This window comes from Virgibacillus sp. MG-45, from assembly GCF_036409425.1.
Classification (GTDB): Bacteria; Bacillota; Bacilli; order Bacillales; family Amphibacillaceae; genus LDC-1.
On record NZ_JAXOFU010000005.1, the window covers coordinates 15711 to 31545 of the forward strand.

The 15835-nt window shown below is 36.6% G+C and carries 21 protein-coding genes; 16 read left to right on the plus strand and 5 right to left on the minus strand.

Going from position 1 to position 15835, the window contains the following annotated elements; all coding sequences use genetic code 11:
- Window positions 1-69 precede the first annotated feature (69 nt).
- Together SPK86_RS06830 and SPK86_RS06835 are read left to right on the plus strand one after the other, a co-directional pair.
- Entirely contained in the window at window positions 70-1149 is a 1080-nt protein-coding gene (locus SPK86_RS06830; RefSeq protein WP_330948963.1) for a type III polyketide synthase, read from the plus strand.
- Window positions 1149-1661 (plus strand): isoprenylcysteine carboxyl methyltransferase family protein, encoded by a 513-nt coding sequence (locus SPK86_RS06835; protein WP_330948964.1) that lies wholly within the window; start codon window positions 1149-1151, stop codon window positions 1659-1661. Before SPK86_RS06830 ends, SPK86_RS06835 begins: the two co-directional genes overlap by 1 nt.
- Window positions 1662-1712: 51 nt before the next feature.
- Here the strand turns inward: SPK86_RS06835 and SPK86_RS06840 are convergent, their stop codons facing one another.
- On the minus strand, window positions 1713-2390 hold the full coding sequence (locus tag SPK86_RS06840; protein WP_330948965.1) for a queuosine precursor transporter: 678 nt from the start codon (window positions 2388-2390) through the stop codon (window positions 1713-1715).
- A gap of 229 nt (window positions 2391-2619) precedes the next feature.
- Window positions 2620-2820 carry a cold-shock protein gene (locus tag SPK86_RS06845; protein ID WP_284140095.1) on the minus strand — a complete coding sequence of 67 codons (201 nt, stop codon included), beginning with the start codon at window positions 2818-2820 and terminating at the stop codon, window positions 2620-2622.
- Between the two features lie 308 nt (window positions 2821-3128).
- Between SPK86_RS06845 and SPK86_RS06850 the strand changes: the two genes are divergently transcribed.
- Both SPK86_RS06850 and SPK86_RS06855 read left to right on the plus strand, forming a co-directional pair.
- Entirely contained in the window at window positions 3129-4796 is a 1668-nt protein-coding gene (locus SPK86_RS06850; RefSeq protein WP_330948966.1) for a formate--tetrahydrofolate ligase, read from the plus strand.
- On the plus strand, window positions 4796-5392 hold the full coding sequence (locus tag SPK86_RS06855) for an HD domain-containing protein (RefSeq protein ID WP_330948967.1): 597 nt from the start codon (window positions 4796-4798) through the stop codon (window positions 5390-5392). Before SPK86_RS06850 ends, SPK86_RS06855 begins: the two co-directional genes overlap by 1 nt.
- Window positions 5393-5478: 86 nt before the next feature.
- On the opposite strand, the gene SPK86_RS06860 is transcribed toward SPK86_RS06855, so the two are convergent.
- Complete coding sequence (locus tag SPK86_RS06860) at window positions 5479-6492, minus strand: C40 family peptidase (protein ID WP_330948968.1); 1014 nt, start codon at window positions 6490-6492, stop codon at window positions 5479-5481.
- Window positions 6493-6622: 130 nt separating this feature from the next.
- Here SPK86_RS06860 and SPK86_RS06865 point away from each other — a divergent pair, with 130 nt between their 5' ends.
- From SPK86_RS06865 to SPK86_RS06895, 7 genes are all read left to right on the plus strand, one after another.
- Entirely contained in the window at window positions 6623-7579 is a 957-nt protein-coding gene (locus tag SPK86_RS06865) for a thymidylate synthase (RefSeq protein WP_284140092.1), read from the plus strand.
- A 25-nt stretch (window positions 7580-7604) separates the two neighbouring features.
- On the plus strand, window positions 7605-8096 hold the full coding sequence (locus tag SPK86_RS06870; RefSeq protein ID WP_330948969.1) for a dihydrofolate reductase: 492 nt from the start codon (window positions 7605-7607) through the stop codon (window positions 8094-8096).
- 21 nt (window positions 8097-8117) lie between these two features.
- Complete coding sequence (mobA, locus tag SPK86_RS06875; protein WP_284140090.1) at window positions 8118-8699, plus strand: molybdenum cofactor guanylyltransferase; 582 nt, start codon at window positions 8118-8120, stop codon at window positions 8697-8699.
- A 142-nt stretch (window positions 8700-8841) separates the two neighbouring features.
- On the plus strand, window positions 8842-9048 hold the full coding sequence (gene tatA, locus SPK86_RS06880; protein ID WP_284140089.1) for a twin-arginine translocase TatA/TatE family subunit: 207 nt from the start codon (window positions 8842-8844) through the stop codon (window positions 9046-9048).
- Between the two features lie 21 nt (window positions 9049-9069).
- A complete protein-coding gene (locus SPK86_RS06885) occupies window positions 9070-9252 on the plus strand; it encodes a twin-arginine translocase TatA/TatE family subunit (RefSeq protein ID WP_284140088.1) in 183 nt (60 codons plus the stop codon).
- 105 nt (window positions 9253-9357) lie between these two features.
- Complete coding sequence (gene tatC, locus SPK86_RS06890) at window positions 9358-10098, plus strand: twin-arginine translocase subunit TatC (RefSeq protein WP_284140087.1); 741 nt, start codon at window positions 9358-9360, stop codon at window positions 10096-10098.
- An 18-nt stretch (window positions 10099-10116) separates the two neighbouring features.
- Window positions 10117-10338 (plus strand): YozE family protein, encoded by a 222-nt coding sequence (locus SPK86_RS06895; protein ID WP_284140086.1) that lies wholly within the window; start codon window positions 10117-10119, stop codon window positions 10336-10338.
- Window positions 10339-10377: 39 nt separating this feature from the next.
- Here SPK86_RS06895 and SPK86_RS06900 read toward each other — a convergent pair whose 3' ends face one another.
- Window positions 10378-10698 (minus strand): YolD-like family protein, encoded by a 321-nt coding sequence (locus tag SPK86_RS06900; protein ID WP_284140085.1) that lies wholly within the window; start codon window positions 10696-10698, stop codon window positions 10378-10380.
- Between the two features lie 360 nt (window positions 10699-11058).
- Between SPK86_RS06900 and vrrA the strand changes: the two genes are divergently transcribed.
- The 5 genes from vrrA to SPK86_RS06925 all read left to right on the plus strand — a co-directional run bounded on the left by vrrA (window position 11059) and on the right by SPK86_RS06925 (window position 14992).
- Window positions 11059-11646: a VrrA/YqfQ family protein gene (gene vrrA / locus SPK86_RS06905; RefSeq protein ID WP_330948971.1), complete on the plus strand. Its 588-nt coding sequence runs from the start codon at window positions 11059-11061 to the stop codon at window positions 11644-11646.
- Window positions 11647-11728: 82 nt separating this feature from the next.
- Window positions 11729-12682: a peptide-methionine (R)-S-oxide reductase MsrB gene (msrB, locus tag SPK86_RS06910; protein WP_330948972.1), complete on the plus strand. Its 954-nt coding sequence runs from the start codon at window positions 11729-11731 to the stop codon at window positions 12680-12682.
- 56 nt (window positions 12683-12738) lie between these two features.
- A complete protein-coding gene (locus SPK86_RS06915; protein ID WP_284140083.1) occupies window positions 12739-12939 on the plus strand; it encodes a DUF6501 family protein in 201 nt (66 codons plus the stop codon).
- 166 nt (window positions 12940-13105) lie between these two features.
- Window positions 13106-13345 carry an indolepyruvate ferredoxin oxidoreductase subunit alpha gene (locus SPK86_RS06920; RefSeq protein ID WP_284140082.1) on the plus strand — a complete coding sequence of 80 codons (240 nt, stop codon included), beginning with the start codon at window positions 13106-13108 and terminating at the stop codon, window positions 13343-13345.
- 108 nt (window positions 13346-13453) lie between these two features.
- Window positions 13454-14992, plus strand: a complete 1539-nt coding sequence (locus SPK86_RS06925; protein WP_330948973.1) for an FAD-dependent oxidoreductase — start codon at window positions 13454-13456, stop codon at window positions 14990-14992.
- A 204-nt stretch (window positions 14993-15196) separates the two neighbouring features.
- Here the strand turns inward: SPK86_RS06925 and SPK86_RS06930 are convergent, their stop codons facing one another.
- Window positions 15197-15733 carry a topology modulation protein gene (locus SPK86_RS06930; protein WP_330948974.1) on the minus strand — a complete coding sequence of 179 codons (537 nt, stop codon included), beginning with the start codon at window positions 15731-15733 and terminating at the stop codon, window positions 15197-15199.
- Window positions 15734-15835 lie beyond the last annotated feature (102 nt).

Here is a 15835-nt window from a genome sequence, read left to right on the forward strand (position 1 = left end):
AAAACATGAACAAACTAATACTAAAAAAGCGTGGTTTTCAGCAAAAAATATAGAATAAAAGGTGAAATAATGGCAATTATTAGTTCTGTAGGGTTAGGGATTCCGGAGTTTAATGTCTCTCAATCCAGTATTAAAACGCTTGTTGAACAGATCTTTCCGTATACAAAGAAAGAAGTAGAGCGATTACTTCCAGTGTTTGATAATGCTTCGATCCATAATCGTCAATTTGCAGTAGACACAGCATGGTTTATGGAAGAACATAGCTTTCAAGAGAAAAATGATTTATATCAACAGCAATCTTTAACTTATTCGCTTACCGCAATGGACGATTGTTTAGAAAGCAATCAATTTCATTCTGAAAACATTCCATACGAGGCAGTTGATATGCTTATTTATGTTTCAAGTACCGGAATTGCAACGCCGTCTATGGATGTACGCCTCATGAATGAACGACCGTTTCGAGCGGATACAAAGCGAATGCCTTTATGGGGGCTTGGTTGTGCAGGAGGTGCAATCGGATTATCTCGCGCGTTTGATTGGTTGAGCGCTCATCCGGAAAAAACTGTGATGCTCGTATGTTGTGAACTATGCAGTTTAACCTTTCAAAAAAATGATCGCTCGAAAAGTAATTTAATTGGTACCGCATTATTTGGAGATGGGGTAGGTGCAGTGTTGTTAGTAGGAGAAAAATCCCCCTATAGAAATAAAGGCATTGGAACAAAGGGCAATATTAAAAAAACGAGTTCTTTTACAAAGAAAAATAGTGAATCAATTATGGGGTGGAAGATTACAAACCATGGATTTGAAGTGATCTTTTCTAAAAGTATTCCTAGCTTCGTAAAAACGGTTTGGAAGGATCATGTAATAGACTTTCTAACCGAGATGCAACTAGAAGAGATTGATTCCTTTATTGCGCATCCAGGTGGAAAAAAAGTGTTGCAAGCAATGGAAGAAACGTTAGCCATTGAACAACAAAAGCTCATTCATTCATACAACGTACTGATGAACCATGGAAACATGTCATCCGCTACAGTGCTTTATGTGCTTTTTGAATGGATGCAAGATAACATGCATCCGAAAAAGAAAAGTATTTTGTCTGCTTTAGGACCAGGATTTAGCTCAGAACTATTACTATTGGAGTGGATATAATGGCAATTTGGATGTGGATGCTTCTCATTTTTATTATTTTACAACGACTAGTAGAGCTTGTGATCGCTAGAAACAACGAAAAATGGATGAAAGAAAGAGGAGGTGTAGAAAGGGGAGAGGATCATTATAAATGGTTTATTATTCTCCATTTTTTATTTTTTTTATCGCTTCTTGTTGAGACCCATTTACATGGTCGATCAGCGTATCCATTTAGTTTCTTTCTCTTTTCTTTATTCTTTATCGCACAGATTTGCCGTATATGGTGCATCTATACATTAGGTCGCTTTTGGAATACGAAAATTATCGTATTGCCACGTGTGGCTTTAATTAAAAAAGGGCCATATAAATATGTGAAGCACCCTAATTATTTTATCGTCGGAATTGAATTATTTGTAATTCCAATGCTTTTTGGAGCATATGCTACTGCAATTGTTTTTCCAATCCTGCATTTGCTTTTGTTGCGAATTCGAATTCCGAGAGAAGAAAAGGCATTAACGAAGGTTTCTTTATAAACGCGAAGGAGACACCGCCGTATAAATGTTCGGCACCTGTCTCCTTCGTGTTTATTTTTTAGGCTGCATATACTTAGCAGCATACATAAATGGGGTGTCCATTATCGCGACAATAAATTTGATTACATACGTCGTAATAAATATTTCCACCCAAATAGATGTAGGGTATTCACCATAAAAAGCAATTGTGCAAAATACGGCGGTATCAATGAGTTGACTTATACCAGTACTTGCATTGTTGCGTACCCATAAGAACTTATCAGATGAGAGAAGTTTACGTACTTTATCATAAATCCAAACATCTGTATATTGACTAATGATGTATGCAGCTAAGCTTCCCGCGGCGATTCTTGGAATTAATCCAAATAAAACGGATAATGAATCATGTGCGAAATCATCCGCTCCAGGTTCGAACACGAGCACAATTTGCATAATCACTGTCATTGTGATTAAAGTAGAAAAGCCAAGCCATACTGCTTTCTTCGCTTCTTCTTTCCCATATTTTTCATTTAAAATATCTGTTGCTAAATAGGCTGTTCCATAAATGATATTGCCAAGTGTAGCAGTCATACCGAACATTTCAATTGTTTTTAACACTTGAATATTAGCGAGCACGGTAGACATCCCAATCCATACGAACAAGCCAACCTTCCCAAACATCTTATAAAAAAATAGTAAGAGGGAAAAATTAATTAGTGCAAATAAAATCCAAATAAGTTCATTTGACATTTATATGCCTCCTTAGTTTTGATAACGCGGGATTTCGCGAACCGCGATTTACAACATGAATCATTATACGGTCTGCATCATAGAAAAGCAATCCCTAATATTTGCCGAAAGCTGGCATTGTCATGTTATTTTCTCGCACACACTGGAAATTATGATATAAAGGATGTTCAGTCCATCAAAAAAGTGGTAATCACAATGATTACCACTTTCTAACCTATATTGTTTTCCATTAGCTTTTCTCTACGTTTGCTGCCTGTGGACCACGTTCACCTTCAACAATTTCAAAGGATACTGCTTGGCCTTCTTCCAATGTCTTGAATCCTTCTTCTTGAATTGCAGAATAATGGACAAATACATCATTTCCATCTTCTACTTGAATAAAACCGTAACCTTTTTCCGCGTTGAACCATTTTACTACTCCATTTTCCATGTAAACGAATCCTCCTAAAACTCTCACGTAAAACGTGTTAATACAAAGCAGATCATAGGCCAATTACCAATGTTTTTATAAAGAATTAATATGTCTCTTTTCAGCAATTGACTTGACTCCCTTGCTTGTGTCTAATATAGTTCATTTTCCTATACCAGTCAAGGGATTGCAAGGTATTATACATCAAAAATTTGTTTCATTTTCTAGCAAATCGTTATATAATTGTAAACGCTAACACAAGTGTAATTACGTGCAATTTTAAAAAAATGAATTACACTTGACTTATTATGAGGGAAAGGGAGTTGTATATGAAGACTGATATTGAAATAGCACAACAAGCAACGATGAAACCGATTCATGAAATTGCTGATAGCCTAGGATTAAACAATGAAGATTGGCAGCCTTATGGACATACAAAAGCAAAGATATCTGATGATCTTTATAAAAGGTTATCTGACCGACCAGACGGAAAAATAATTCTCGTTACGGCGATCAACCCTACACCTGCTGGAGAAGGTAAATCAACCGTAACCGTTGGACTTGGACAAGCAATGAATAGACTCGGAAAAAAAGCAGTTATTGCTTTACGTGAACCTTCGCTTGGTCCCGTTATGGGTATAAAAGGGGGCGCAGCTGGGGGCGGTTATTCACAAGTGCTGCCGATGGAGGATATTAATTTACACTTTACTGGTGATATCCACGCCATAACAAGTGCAAATAATGCACTATCTGCCTTAATTGATAATCATATCCACCAAGGAAATGCATTAAACATCGATCCCCGTAGAATTGAGTGGAAGCGTGTAATGGATATGAATGACCGCGCATTACGACAAATCGTCGTTGGTTTAGGTGGCCCGTTACGAGGCATCCCAAGAGAAGATGGATTTAATATTACAGTTGCATCCGAAATAATGGCCATTCTTTGTTTAGCATCAGGACTTGATGACTTAAAACAACGAATCGCTAACATTGTAATTGGATATACATACGACGAGACTCCAGTAACGGTAAAAGACCTTAAAGCAGAAGGGGCACTCACATTATTATTAAAAGACGCAATTAAACCAAACCTCGTACAAACCATTGAAAACACACCAGCAATTATCCATGGTGGGCCTTTTGCCAATATTGCACATGGCTGTAATAGTATATTAGCTACAAAAACCGCTGCAAAGTTAGGAGAATATGTTGTAACGGAAGCTGGCTTTGGTGCCGATTTAGGAGCTGAAAAATTCCTTGATATAAAAACACGAGCTGGTGATTTTAAAACAGATGCTGTTGTTATTGTAGCAACCGTACGTGCGTTAAAAATGCATGGTGGAGTTAGCAAAACGGATTTATCCAAAGAAAACGTAGCGGCTTTAAAAGCTGGAATGGAAAATCTTAAAAAGCATGTAGAAACAATTGAACAGTTTGGATTACCGTACGTTGTTGCAATAAATAAATTTCCAACCGATACTGACGAAGAACTGCAATTCCTTGAATCCTGGTGTGAATCAAGAAATATTGATGTAGCCTTGGCAGATGTTTGGGCAAAGGGAGGCGAAGGAGGAATTGCACTTGCAGAGAAGGTAATCGAGAAGACGGAAGAAAACAAGCAATTTAAGCCCATGTATGATCTTAACGAAACATTAGAAACAAAAATAAGAAAAGTAGCGCAAAATGTCTATGGAGCAGATGATATTGAACTTTCACCAAAAGCAAAAAAACAACTAATGTACTATGAAGCGCAAGGGTGGGGAAAGCTACCTATTTGTATGGCTAAAACCCAATATTCACTTTCTGATGATCCTTCATTATTAGGAAGACCTCGAGGATTTACAGTCAACATTCGTGAATTACGTCCTTCCATTGGAGCTGGCTTTATTGTCGTACTTACCGGAGATGTGATGACGATGCCTGGACTTCCGAAAAAGCCGGCAGCATTGAATATGGATGTAGCGGAAGATGGAACGATTCTAGGGTTATTTTAATGATGAACGAGCAAGATCAATTAATCGCAATAAAACAATATGTAAAGCACCTATTTTCCAAGGATGCGAGTGGGCATGACTTTTATCACCTACAGCGTGTTGCCACATTAGCACGTACCATTGCAACAACGGAGAAAGCGAATAGCGTTATATGTGAAATGGCTGCATGGCTTCATGATGTTGGTGACCATAAATTATATAAAAAGCCACAAGCAGCCATCCAAGAGATGAATCATTTTTTAGTATCACTTAATCTTTCATCGGATGAAATAGATCAGATCAATCATACATTAGCGCATATTTCATTTAGTAGTGGGAAGACGCCAGCTACCCTAGAAGGAAAAATCGTCCAAGACGCCGATCGTTTAGATGCGATTGGTGCTATCGGAATTGCCCGAACCTTTGCATACGGTGGTGCAAAAGGACAACCTATGTATGATCCGACCGGAAAGGAAAACAATTCCATGCAGCATTTTCATGACAAACTGTTTCATTTAAAAAGCCATATGCATACAGCAACAGCTAAAACACTAGCCGAAGAAAGACATCATTTTATGGAGACATTTATGGAGCAATTTTTGCATGAGTGGGAATGATAAGTATCCTAGTTCACGTGACTGTGAACACAATACTAGCAAATACGAAGCCTAGCGGTCAGTGAATTTGATCGCTAGGCTTTATTTTAGTTACTAACTCGTTTTGCACCTAAATATTTATCCTTCCAATACGAATTGTTAAGTGCGCTTATTTCGACTCCACGTGATTCTCCCGCATGAATAAATTTCCCATCGCCTATGTAGATTCCCATATGTGATGGTCCAGGCTTATACGTTTCAAAAAAGACAAGATCACCAACGGATGGTTTACTAACTCCACTAGCAAAATTCCACATGTCACTAACTGTTCTAGGAACGGTAACACTTTGTGTTTCATAAACATACTGAATAAAACCACTACAATCGAATCCCCCAGGAGCCGTTCCTCCCCATACATACGGAGTTCCGATTAATGCCTTTGCTGTTTGAATCACTCCAGAGTAATATTGACTTTTCACTTGTACGTTTTTAATTTTCTTCTTTGTGGTAGAGGCAGATTGAGGCTCTACGTTCTCCTTGACCTTAACATCCTTATCCTTTTGATACATCGCCTGTAAGGATGCTTGGGTTACACCTTTTGTTAATTCTAAATCATGTTCTTCCTCTGCTACTTCTAATGCTTTTTGTGTAAGTGGTCCATATATTCCATCAATCTCTCCCTCATAATATCCGAAATATTTTAGGGTATCCTGAATAATTTTTACGTCCTCACTATGCATCCCTGGATAAATTGTCTCGGACATTTTTTCGATTTGGCGAATTTTACGTTTTTTTTCGGCTTTAATAATGGCGTGGATCGTTTCTGAGTCAGCTTCACCAGTTATCGACATTCCATAATCCTTTTGAAACTTCTTCAATGCGTGCTCAGTTAAAATACCAAGCTCCCCATCGATTTGATCGTCGTAGTAGGAGAGCTTGCTTAACTTATGCTGTAAAATACGTACGCTTTCTCCATGCTCTCCATATTGAAGCTGTTCTGCTTCTTGTAATATTTTATTCTGAAGGGCAGGATATGCATCGACATAAGCAGCAAATGGCTGACTTAACAAATAACTATAAATGAAGGATTGCTTCACTACATGCTCTAGCGTCCCATTCATATGCATTTAACCCCTTTCTATATGACTCTTTTACTACTTTTATGGAGAATTATCTCTATTTATGAATTACGTTTATGTTACAATAAGAGAAAATTAGTTTATCGAGTACATTTCTATTGGAGGGTGCATAATGAATTATGGGGAGCAAGCTTATTTAGACTTATGCAAACATATTTTAGCTAAAGGCCATAAAAAAGAAGACCGAACAAATACAGGTACATATTCCATTTTTGGCCATCAAATGCGCTTTGACTTAAATGAAGGCTTTCCTTTATTGACAACAAAGAAAGTACCATTTCGATTAATCGCAAGTGAATTACTTTGGTTTATAAAAGGGGATACAAATATTCGCTACTTATTAGAAAACAACAATAACATTTGGAATGAATGGGCGTTTAAAAATTGGGTGGAGAGTGACGCATATACAGGACCAGATATGACTGATTTTGGTAATCGTTGCTTACAGGATCCTGCATTCAACAAAAAGTATGAGGAACAAATGAACGCATTTAAACAGCGTATTCTAGAGGATGATGCGTTTGCAAAAACATATGGTGACCTTGGTTCAGTATATGGCAAGCAATGGCGCGCTTGGAAAACATCGAGAAACGAGACGATCGACCAGTTAAAAGAAGTTATTCATTCTATTCAACATTTTCCAGATTCTAGACGACATATTGTATCTGCGTGGAATCCAGAGGATGTTCCAAGCATGGCTTTACCACCATGTCATACACTTTTTCAGTTTTACGTTGCAGATGGGAAGCTTTCTTGTCAGCTCTATCAGCGTAGTGCCGATGTTTTTCTTGGTGTTCCCTTTAATATTGCTAGCTATGCTCTATTAACACATTTAATCGCCCATGAATGTGGTTTAGAAGTTGGTGAATTTGTGCACACATTGGGCGATGCACACATTTATACGAATCACATGGAGCAAGTAAAAACACAGCTTGATCGAGAAATTCGAGCATTTCCTAAATTAACGATAAACAAGGAAAAGAATTCAATCTTTGATTTTGAATTAACAGATCTTGAGATAAGCGAATATAACCCGCATCCAACTATTAAAGCACCAATTGCGGTTTAAGTTTTTTATTAAGGAGTGTATTTGAATGCTTTCATTATTAGTTGCAATGGATCGGGAGCGGGTAATCGGTGCGAACAATGATTTACCATGGCATCTCCCAAGGGATTTAAAATTTTTCAAAGAAAAAACAACTGGAAATACAATTATTATGGGAAGAAACACATTTGAATCTATTGGTAAAGCATTACCAAATCGAAGGAATGTCGTTCTCACGCGTAATAAGCAGGCTATCTTTCCTGAAGATATTGAGGTTATTCATGATATTGATACGATACTGAAATGGAATGCCGAAAAGCCAGAAGCGGAATATTTCATTATAGGAGGCGGCAAGCTCTTTGAACAAATGCTAGCCTATGCAGATCGCATGTATATCACGATGATTGATGAGACTTTTGCTGGAGATACATATTTCCCCGAATTTTCGACTGCGGATTGGAAAATAACATCAAAGGTTAAAGGAGAGCGGAACGAAAGGAATCCTTACGACTATTACTTTGTGCAGTATGACCGAATATAAACAATGTAACGGAGAGATAAGATGAAGACTTGTGGAGTAATTTTAGCAGGTGGGCAATCTTCTAGAATGGGAACGAATAAAGCATTATTAAACATAGGAGGGAAATCTGCTATTGAACATGTAGCAGATAAGCTCCATGCTTGTTGTGATGACGTTATTATCATTAGCAACGATAGAGAACCGTATATATTTCTAAATCTCTCTATTTTCCCAGATAATTTTCCTCACAAAGGACCGCTTGCTGGAATGGAGACTGCTCTACAAAATGTTCAAGCAGACGCTTATCTATTCGCTGCATGTGATATGCCATTAATTGAGCCAAGACTATATATGTATTTATTAACACAGCTTGGCAATTATGATGCAGTTGTTCCGAGCTATAATGGACAATTGCATCCGTTAGCAGGTATTTATCGTAGAACCATTTTACCTAAGCTTCAGAACCAGCTTACAACAAACAACTTACGTGTCCGAACCCTGCTTGATCAAGTTAATGTGTTATATATGAAGGAGTTCCCCGGATTTGAAAGTGACATACTTGAGAATCATTTTTTTAATATGAATTATCCAGTGGATTATGAAGTAATTAAGACGCGTCAGTGAATCGTTTATCGTTTTATGTTTGTTATATGCTATTTGTAAGCGTTGATATAATGCTTGTTTAATTCTTCTGTGGCATGGTACACTATAATTGAAAATTATTGAATCTTTACGGAAATGATAACTTATAAAAGAGGGTGTAAGCATGAGTTTTCTTTCTAATATCGGCTTTCCTGGACTTATTTTAATTTTGATCATAGCACTTGTTATTTTCGGACCGAAAAAGCTACCTGAAATAGGAAAGGCAGCAGGGCAGACATTACGTGAATTCAAAAAATCGACCCGTGACTTAACGAGTGATGTATCGAATGAAATTAAGGAAACAAAGGAAATAATCAACGATCAAAAATAAAGAACATCCGGAGTGATTTATATGTTTACGAATATTGGACTGCCTGGATTAATCTTGATATTAATTGTAGCTCTTGTCATTTTTGGTCCATCTAAGCTCCCTGAAATTGGTAAGGCTTTTGGTTCCTCACTAAAGGAATTTAAAAACGCTACAAAAGGGATTATTGATGATGATGACAACAAAAAAAATAATACAAATGACTAGTTCTGATTTATTGGTGGAACAAGCATTGTGGATATTTCACTTTAGAAAGGTGTAGGGAATTACCTTACATCTTCTTTTGTGCTCGTACAGTGGGGAGTGGTGGATATGACATCGGATGAAAAAGAAATGGATCTAACTGGACATTTATCCGAATTAAGAAACAGGCTAATTATAACAGGATTATTTTTTATCGCATTCTTTATCGTTGGCTTTGTATATGTAAAAGATATTTACGCCTTTTTTGAAAAGGATTTTACCTTTGAACTGTATGTTAATAGCCCAGGTGATATATTATGGATTTATTTTACAATGGCTGGGATTATTGCAATTATTGGTACCATCCCTGTATTAGCCTTACAAGTATGGCTGTTTATTAAACCAGGATTAACTACAAAAGAACAAAGGGCATCTGTAGCCTACATACCGGCTTTATTTCTATTATTCCTAGGTGGTCTTGTTTTCGGATATATCATTTTTAACCAGCTTATTTTACCTTTTTTATTATCTTTAAATGATGGAATGTTTAACGAGCTTTTTACCGTTGATAAATATTTTCGATTTATGTTCCGAGTAACACTTCCATTTGCGATTTTATTTGAAATTCCAATTATCGCGATGTTTTTAACGAGTTTAGGGATAATAACACCACATTTTTTACGCAAAACAAGAAAGTATGCTTATTTTGTATTAATTATTATAGGAGCGGTCGTTACACCACCTGATTTTGTTCTACAAATCGTTGTGGCTATTCCGATGTTTATTTTATATGAGATTAGTATTTATCTTTCTGCTGCTGTCTATCGAAAAAAACAACAGAAGCATCGTGACTTTATGGAAGAGGAGTAGATTGGAGGCGAACTGAACATGCGATCATTTTATCATTTTATGATGACATACAGAGGAAAAAAGCATCCAGACGATGAAAGCAGGCTTGCAGATTGGATGTTTCATGATCATAATTTTCCAAAGCAAGCAACCTCCTATGATGAAATTAGTGCATATTTGGAATTATATAGTCCGTTTGTTAATGCTATTCCTACATTTGATTCGCTATGGGATACCTATATAACAAAAGAAGCAGATTAAAACAGTAAAGTGGCTATTCCGATTCGGAATAGCCACTGTTTAGTTAACAGAAGTAATTTGCTGAAAAGCAATCTTTTTTGCATGACCATTGTTTATTTGCAGATGAATGTAGGAGGAATATCCATCCCATTGCACAAGTCCTTCGTGTACGTTTACAATTCCATTATCGTAAAACGAAACAGTAACTGGACAATTATTTTTAATAGCTGCAACTAGTTCTCTATTAATCAATTCCGCTTCTTGAATATCTAATACAGGTGGTTTTCGTTTATTATCCTCATTCCACATTTCTTTAAGCAAAACAACATGCTCCGGGAGCATTAGTGAGATCCATTTTATATTACCACGATCTTTTGGCATGACTACACCTCCAATATTTTTATTATATACAAACAAATGTTCCCGTATCAATGATTTTATCAAAGAAAATAATGAATTAGCTTCGAGTTATGAATTAAAACAAACGTTTGATTGAATTACAAGAGTCGGCTATTATGGCGATAATTCGCACGCATTCGTCAAAATACACGGGGATATGCGCTGGATTTGTATTTTCCTGCGGTTTCCCGGGAAATAGATTTAGACAATAATCCTATTTCCAATAAAAAGATCGAACTTAATTTTAAAGCAAAACAATAAGGATAGTGGATGAAAGCCTACACGCTTTCCTTTGCCTAACGTACAATAAACTAGATGATTTCTAATGAGGGAGAGATAATTATGGTGTTCCCACCACAAGGTCCGGGTAATTTCATGGCAAACGTTCCAGCACGTATGCCAGGTAATATGTTTATGCCTAGTCAAGCAATGGCTAATTTCCCACAAAGCAATCCTGGTTCCTTTATCCAACGACTTCTACGTCCAGGACTAGGCGGCGCAAATCCAACTTCCATGCTGGGTAATTCAATGATTGGGAATGCTACTGGAGCAGCGGGAAGTTCAGGTGGATTAACTGGTACGCTAAGCAATATTCAACAAATGTTAAAGATGGTAGAAACAACTGCTCCGATGGTAAAACAGTATGGTCCAATGGTTAAAAACCTTCCAGCAATGTTTAGAATGATGCAAGCGTTAACTGATATGGGAAACTCGGAAGAAGAGGAGGATAATAACGAGTCCAATGAAGAAATAGATGAAGAAGAGTCCGAACAAGGGAAAAAGAAAGAGAAGAAAGATAAAGAAAAACCAAAAAATAAAACAAAGAAAAGCTCATCTACAACAAAAAAAAACGAAAAAAAGATAACAGAAAGAAGCGATGTAAAAAGAAAAACGAAGACAGGGGAGTCTGTTCCAAAACTATTTATTTAAAAAAATATGCGCTACACTTGATTTCTGAAGAGAAAAAGGGAAAAATAAGAGGTAAACATGTCAGAAATGGAGGGAAGCATCAATGACGAATAAGATAGAGGTTGCCACATTTGCAGGAGGTTGTTTTTGGTGTATGGTCGAACCATTTGATCAACGGCCAGGAATTATTAAGGTGGAGTCTGGTTACACTGGTGGCGATGTAGAAAATCCAAGCTATGAAGAAGTCTGCACACATACAACAGGACATGTGGAAGCTGTTCAAATTACATTTCAACCAGAAATCATGCCATACGAAAAGCTTGTAGAAACGTTTTGGCAGCAAATCGATCCTACAGATGTCGGCGGTCAGTTTCATGATCGAGGAGAATCCTATCAAACGGCGATTTTTTACCATAACGAAAAACAAAAACAAATCGCAGAGCAATCTCGAGAAGCTTTAATGGCAAGCGGTCGTTTTTCTAAACCGATTGTAACAAGCATCGTTCCAGCCAAACCATTTTATCGTGCAGAAGAACAGCACCAACATTATTATAAGAAACAACCTTTCCACTATCGATTGTACAAAAAAGGCTCCGGAAGAGAGGCTTTCCTTCAAAAACATTGGCAGCATAATAGAGAAGAACGCATTAAAAACCTGTCAGCGATTCAATACAATGTGACCCAAGAAAATGGTACAGAGCCACCGTTTCAAAATGAATACTGGGATAATAAAGAAGAAGGTATATATGTTGACATTATCTCTGGAAAAGTTTTGTTTTCATCAAAGGACAAATTCGATGCGGGCTGTGGATGGCCAAGCTTTACAAAGCCTGTAGACCAATTTGAAATTACTGAAAACACGGATACATCACATGGAATGGTACGTACAGAAATTAGAAGTAAAGCCGCAAATTCTCATTTAGGACATGTATTTGAAGATGGACCAAAGGAAGAAGGCGGCCTGCGATATTGTATTAATTCGGCAGCATTACGTTTTATTCCAAAAACTGAAATGCAAGCAAAAGGTTATGAAAACTATCTTTATTTATTTAAATAGAAACATTGTTAACCGTAATATGATTATGTAAACTAAATATAGAAAAGAGGAAAAACATGCTTCATCTAAAATGGGAAAACAAACCAACAATCAAACAAATCGAATGTGTGCATACAAACGCAAAAAAGTATATGGTGGATAATAAGCTCACCCCGGGAAAGAAATACGATGTAAAAAACGAAACAGAAGAATTTTACTTTATTATCGACAATAGCAACCGTATCGCTGGATTTCGAAAAGAATACTTTAAAGAGTAGTCTATTTTATTATTTAAAAATATGACATATTATAAGGTAACTACTTTCTTTTTTAGAAGCTGAAAGATTCTTTAACTCCTTTCAAGCTTGCTCAACTAAGGCATATTTTGTAATATTAGTAATGGAAGTAGGATTTAGATATACATTATTGAAGGAGGAGACTCTCTTGGCTTTCGTAATTACTTCACCTTGTAAGGGTGAAAAAGCAGGTGAATGTGTAGAGGTTTGCCCTGTGGACTGTATAGAAGAAGGTAAGGACATGTTTTATATTGATCCCGATATTTGCATTGACTGTGGAGCATGTGAAGCAGTTTGTCCTGTTGAAGCTATATATATGGAAGATGAAGTCCCTGAAGAAGAAACGGAATATATTACTTTGAATCGTAAGTTTTTTGAAGAAAGGTAATACCAACCCCATTGTTTATGCAATGGGGTTTTCTTATTATGAAAATAAAAAGCACAACGGTTGGGAATAATAATGTTATTCATAACAGATAAATAGGAGGGCGCAAAAATGAGCGCACAGCACCAGATGCCAGTTGTTCCAGAATCATATTGGTTACAATCGATTAACATTCCAGAATTTCCAACACTAGAAGAGAGCTGTAAGGCAGATGTCGGTATTGTAGGTGGTGGTATTACAGGGATAACCGCGGCATACCTTTTATCCAAACAAAATTACAAGGTCGTATTACTTGATGCAGGGAAAATATTACATGGTACTACAGGTCATACAACCGCTAAAATCACCGCCCAGCACGGCTTAATTTATGATGAATTAATTCAGCATTTTGGCGTAGAAAAAGCACAGCATTATTATCAAGCAGCAATAGAAGCTAAACAATTAATAGAAACAATTGCAAAGCAACTAAATATATCCTGTGAGCTTCAAGAGGAACATGCTTACCTATATACAAATTCAGACGACTATATAGTCAAGCTAGAGGATGAATGGAAAGCATACGATAAACTTGGAATAAAGGGTGAGCTAGTAGACAAAATGCCGTTGGATATTCCAATGAAAACTGCTCTAGTGATGTCTAACCAAGCACAGTTTCATCCATTAAAGTATTTAACCGCGCTAACAAAAGCATGTATTGATCAAGGGGTTCGTTTTTATGAGCATACGACAGCAATGGATGTCGAATACAACAACCACCCTGCAATTATTACGAAGGAAGGACAGCGAGTAACATGCCGTTATGTTATTGCTGCATCACATTTTCCGTTCTATGACGGACAAGGATTTTATCCAACAAGAATGTATGCAGACCGCGCTTATATTGTAGCAATGGAGACACCAAAAAAGTATCCAGGTGGAATGTATATTAATGCGGAAACACCTACAAGATCCATTCGTAGCACAAAAATTGCTGGAAAAGACTTATGGTTGGTTGTCGGTGAAAATCATAAAACTGGTCAAGGCAAGCCTACGATCGAACATTATGAAGCATTACAAAGATTTGCTCAAAAGGAATTTGATGCTTCAAAATGTTTATATCGGTGGTCCGCACAAGATTTGACGACGTTAGATAAAGTTCCTTATATTGGTCCAGTTACGAAAGAACAGCAAAATGTTTTTATCGCAACAGGCTATCGTAAATGGGGAATGACAAATGGAACAATTGCTGCAAAGATTATCACAGATCACATTATGGAAAAAGATAATCCATACACAGAATTGTTTTCTCCAGCAAGGTTTCAAGCAGATCCAGCTATTCGCAAGTTCACACAATTTAACGCTGATGTAGCAAAGCACTTAATAAAAGGTAAACTAGAGTATCCTGACAATGATGTAGCGCAACTAAAAAATGATGAAGCAACTGTTACACGAGTTCAAGGAAAACGTACTGGAATATATAAAGATATGGACAGCAAGCTGCATATCGTTGATACAACATGTACACATTTAGGCTGTGAGGTTGAATGGAATTCTGGGGATCGAACTTGGGACTGTCCATGTCATGGATCAAGATTTTCATATGATGGAGCAGTCATTGAAGGCCCAGCAAAAAAGCCATTACAAAAACGCGATGCAGCTGAATTGGATTAATCATTTAAAAACAACTTCGATTGAATTTGAAGTTGTTTTTATGTATGAAGTAAAATTTTATTATTTTATCTCAATATCAAAAGTATACTTAGTTTTCGAGATATGAAACACGTTTTCCTCTATAACTTCCTATAATATATATTATGTAAACTAGAAAATAAAACAAACCTATTTCACAAAACGTGACCTCTTTGTTCGATTAAATTATACAGTGGTATTAACACGTTCTAATTCCTTTAAAAAGGAGTGAATTTGTTTTTTTCCTTTAAGAAAATAAACGTTTCTTGCATCTTGTGCTTGAAATAATTGAAACCGTTCCCTCATTTTCTTTTTCCTTCGATAATACGTTGTCCAAATGAACTTTATGAAATCCCAATCCATTTTTTCGGGACAGCCTTCACCGACATCAGGACGAGTTTTTCCTCTATTTTTTAACCAACGCTTAAGAACACGATAAAGGCATATATAACGTGGAAGTTCTAAATAAACAATCGTATCCGCATATTGAGCTCTAATCTCATATGTATTACTATAATTTCCTTCGATAATCCATTGTTTGTTATGGTAAATAATATTTTTTTGTGCTGTCGAAAATTGTTCTATCGTCGCTTGCTTCCAGCCTGGCTTCCAAAATAAGCGGTCTAAATGGTATACATCAACATTTATTATCTCTCCTAGCTTTCTAGCAAATGTTAATTTGCCTACTCCAGATGAAACACCTAGTACCATGATTTTTTCCATATTCTCTACCCCCTCTTCCCTATTACTCCTTTGTTATATATCTAAAATCAATATCTTTCATCACTTAATTACAAATATTTATAATTGTACCATTAATTATGT

Excerpts from the sequence above, each read along its gene's own strand:
- SPK86_RS06895 (WP_284140086.1), top strand. The coding sequence starts at position 10,117 with ATGCGATCATTTTATCATTTTATGATGACATACAGAGGAAAAAAGCAT.
- SPK86_RS06855 (WP_330948967.1), top strand. The coding sequence starts at position 4,796 with ATGATGAACGAGCAAGATCAATTAATCGCAATAAAACAATATGTAAAG.
- SPK86_RS06870 (WP_330948969.1), top strand. The coding sequence starts at position 7,605 with ATGCTTTCATTATTAGTTGCAATGGATCGGGAGCGGGTAATCGGTGCG.
- SPK86_RS06845 (WP_284140095.1), bottom strand. The coding sequence starts at position 2,820 with ATGGAAAATGGAGTAGTAAAATGGTTCAACGCGGAAAAAGGTTACGGT.
- mobA (WP_284140090.1), top strand. The coding sequence starts at position 8,118 with ATGAAGACTTGTGGAGTAATTTTAGCAGGTGGGCAATCTTCTAGAATG.
- SPK86_RS06860 (WP_330948968.1), bottom strand. The coding sequence starts at position 6,492 with ATGAATGGGACGCTAGAGCATGTAGTGAAGCAATCCTTCATTTATAGT.
- SPK86_RS06885 (WP_284140088.1), top strand. The coding sequence starts at position 9,070 with ATGTTTACGAATATTGGACTGCCTGGATTAATCTTGATATTAATTGTA.
- SPK86_RS06865 (WP_284140092.1), top strand. The coding sequence starts at position 6,623 with ATGAATTATGGGGAGCAAGCTTATTTAGACTTATGCAAACATATTTTA.
- SPK86_RS06830 (WP_330948963.1), top strand. The coding sequence starts at position 70 with ATGGCAATTATTAGTTCTGTAGGGTTAGGGATTCCGGAGTTTAATGTC.
- tatA (WP_284140089.1), top strand. The coding sequence starts at position 8,842 with ATGAGTTTTCTTTCTAATATCGGCTTTCCTGGACTTATTTTAATTTTG.
- vrrA (WP_330948971.1), top strand. The coding sequence starts at position 11,059 with ATGGTGTTCCCACCACAAGGTCCGGGTAATTTCATGGCAAACGTTCCA.
- SPK86_RS06925 (WP_330948973.1), top strand. The coding sequence starts at position 13,454 with ATGAGCGCACAGCACCAGATGCCAGTTGTTCCAGAATCATATTGGTTA.
- SPK86_RS06835 (WP_330948964.1), top strand. The coding sequence starts at position 1,149 with ATGGCAATTTGGATGTGGATGCTTCTCATTTTTATTATTTTACAACGA.
- SPK86_RS06850 (WP_330948966.1), top strand. The coding sequence starts at position 3,129 with ATGAAGACTGATATTGAAATAGCACAACAAGCAACGATGAAACCGATT.
- SPK86_RS06915 (WP_284140083.1), top strand. The coding sequence starts at position 12,739 with ATGCTTCATCTAAAATGGGAAAACAAACCAACAATCAAACAAATCGAA.
- tatC (WP_284140087.1), top strand. The coding sequence starts at position 9,358 with ATGACATCGGATGAAAAAGAAATGGATCTAACTGGACATTTATCCGAA.
- SPK86_RS06930 (WP_330948974.1), bottom strand. The coding sequence starts at position 15,733 with ATGGAAAAAATCATGGTACTAGGTGTTTCATCTGGAGTAGGCAAATTA.
- SPK86_RS06840 (WP_330948965.1), bottom strand. The coding sequence starts at position 2,390 with ATGTCAAATGAACTTATTTGGATTTTATTTGCACTAATTAATTTTTCC.
- msrB (WP_330948972.1), top strand. The coding sequence starts at position 11,729 with ATGACGAATAAGATAGAGGTTGCCACATTTGCAGGAGGTTGTTTTTGG.
- SPK86_RS06900 (WP_284140085.1), bottom strand. The coding sequence starts at position 10,698 with ATGCCAAAAGATCGTGGTAATATAAAATGGATCTCACTAATGCTCCCG.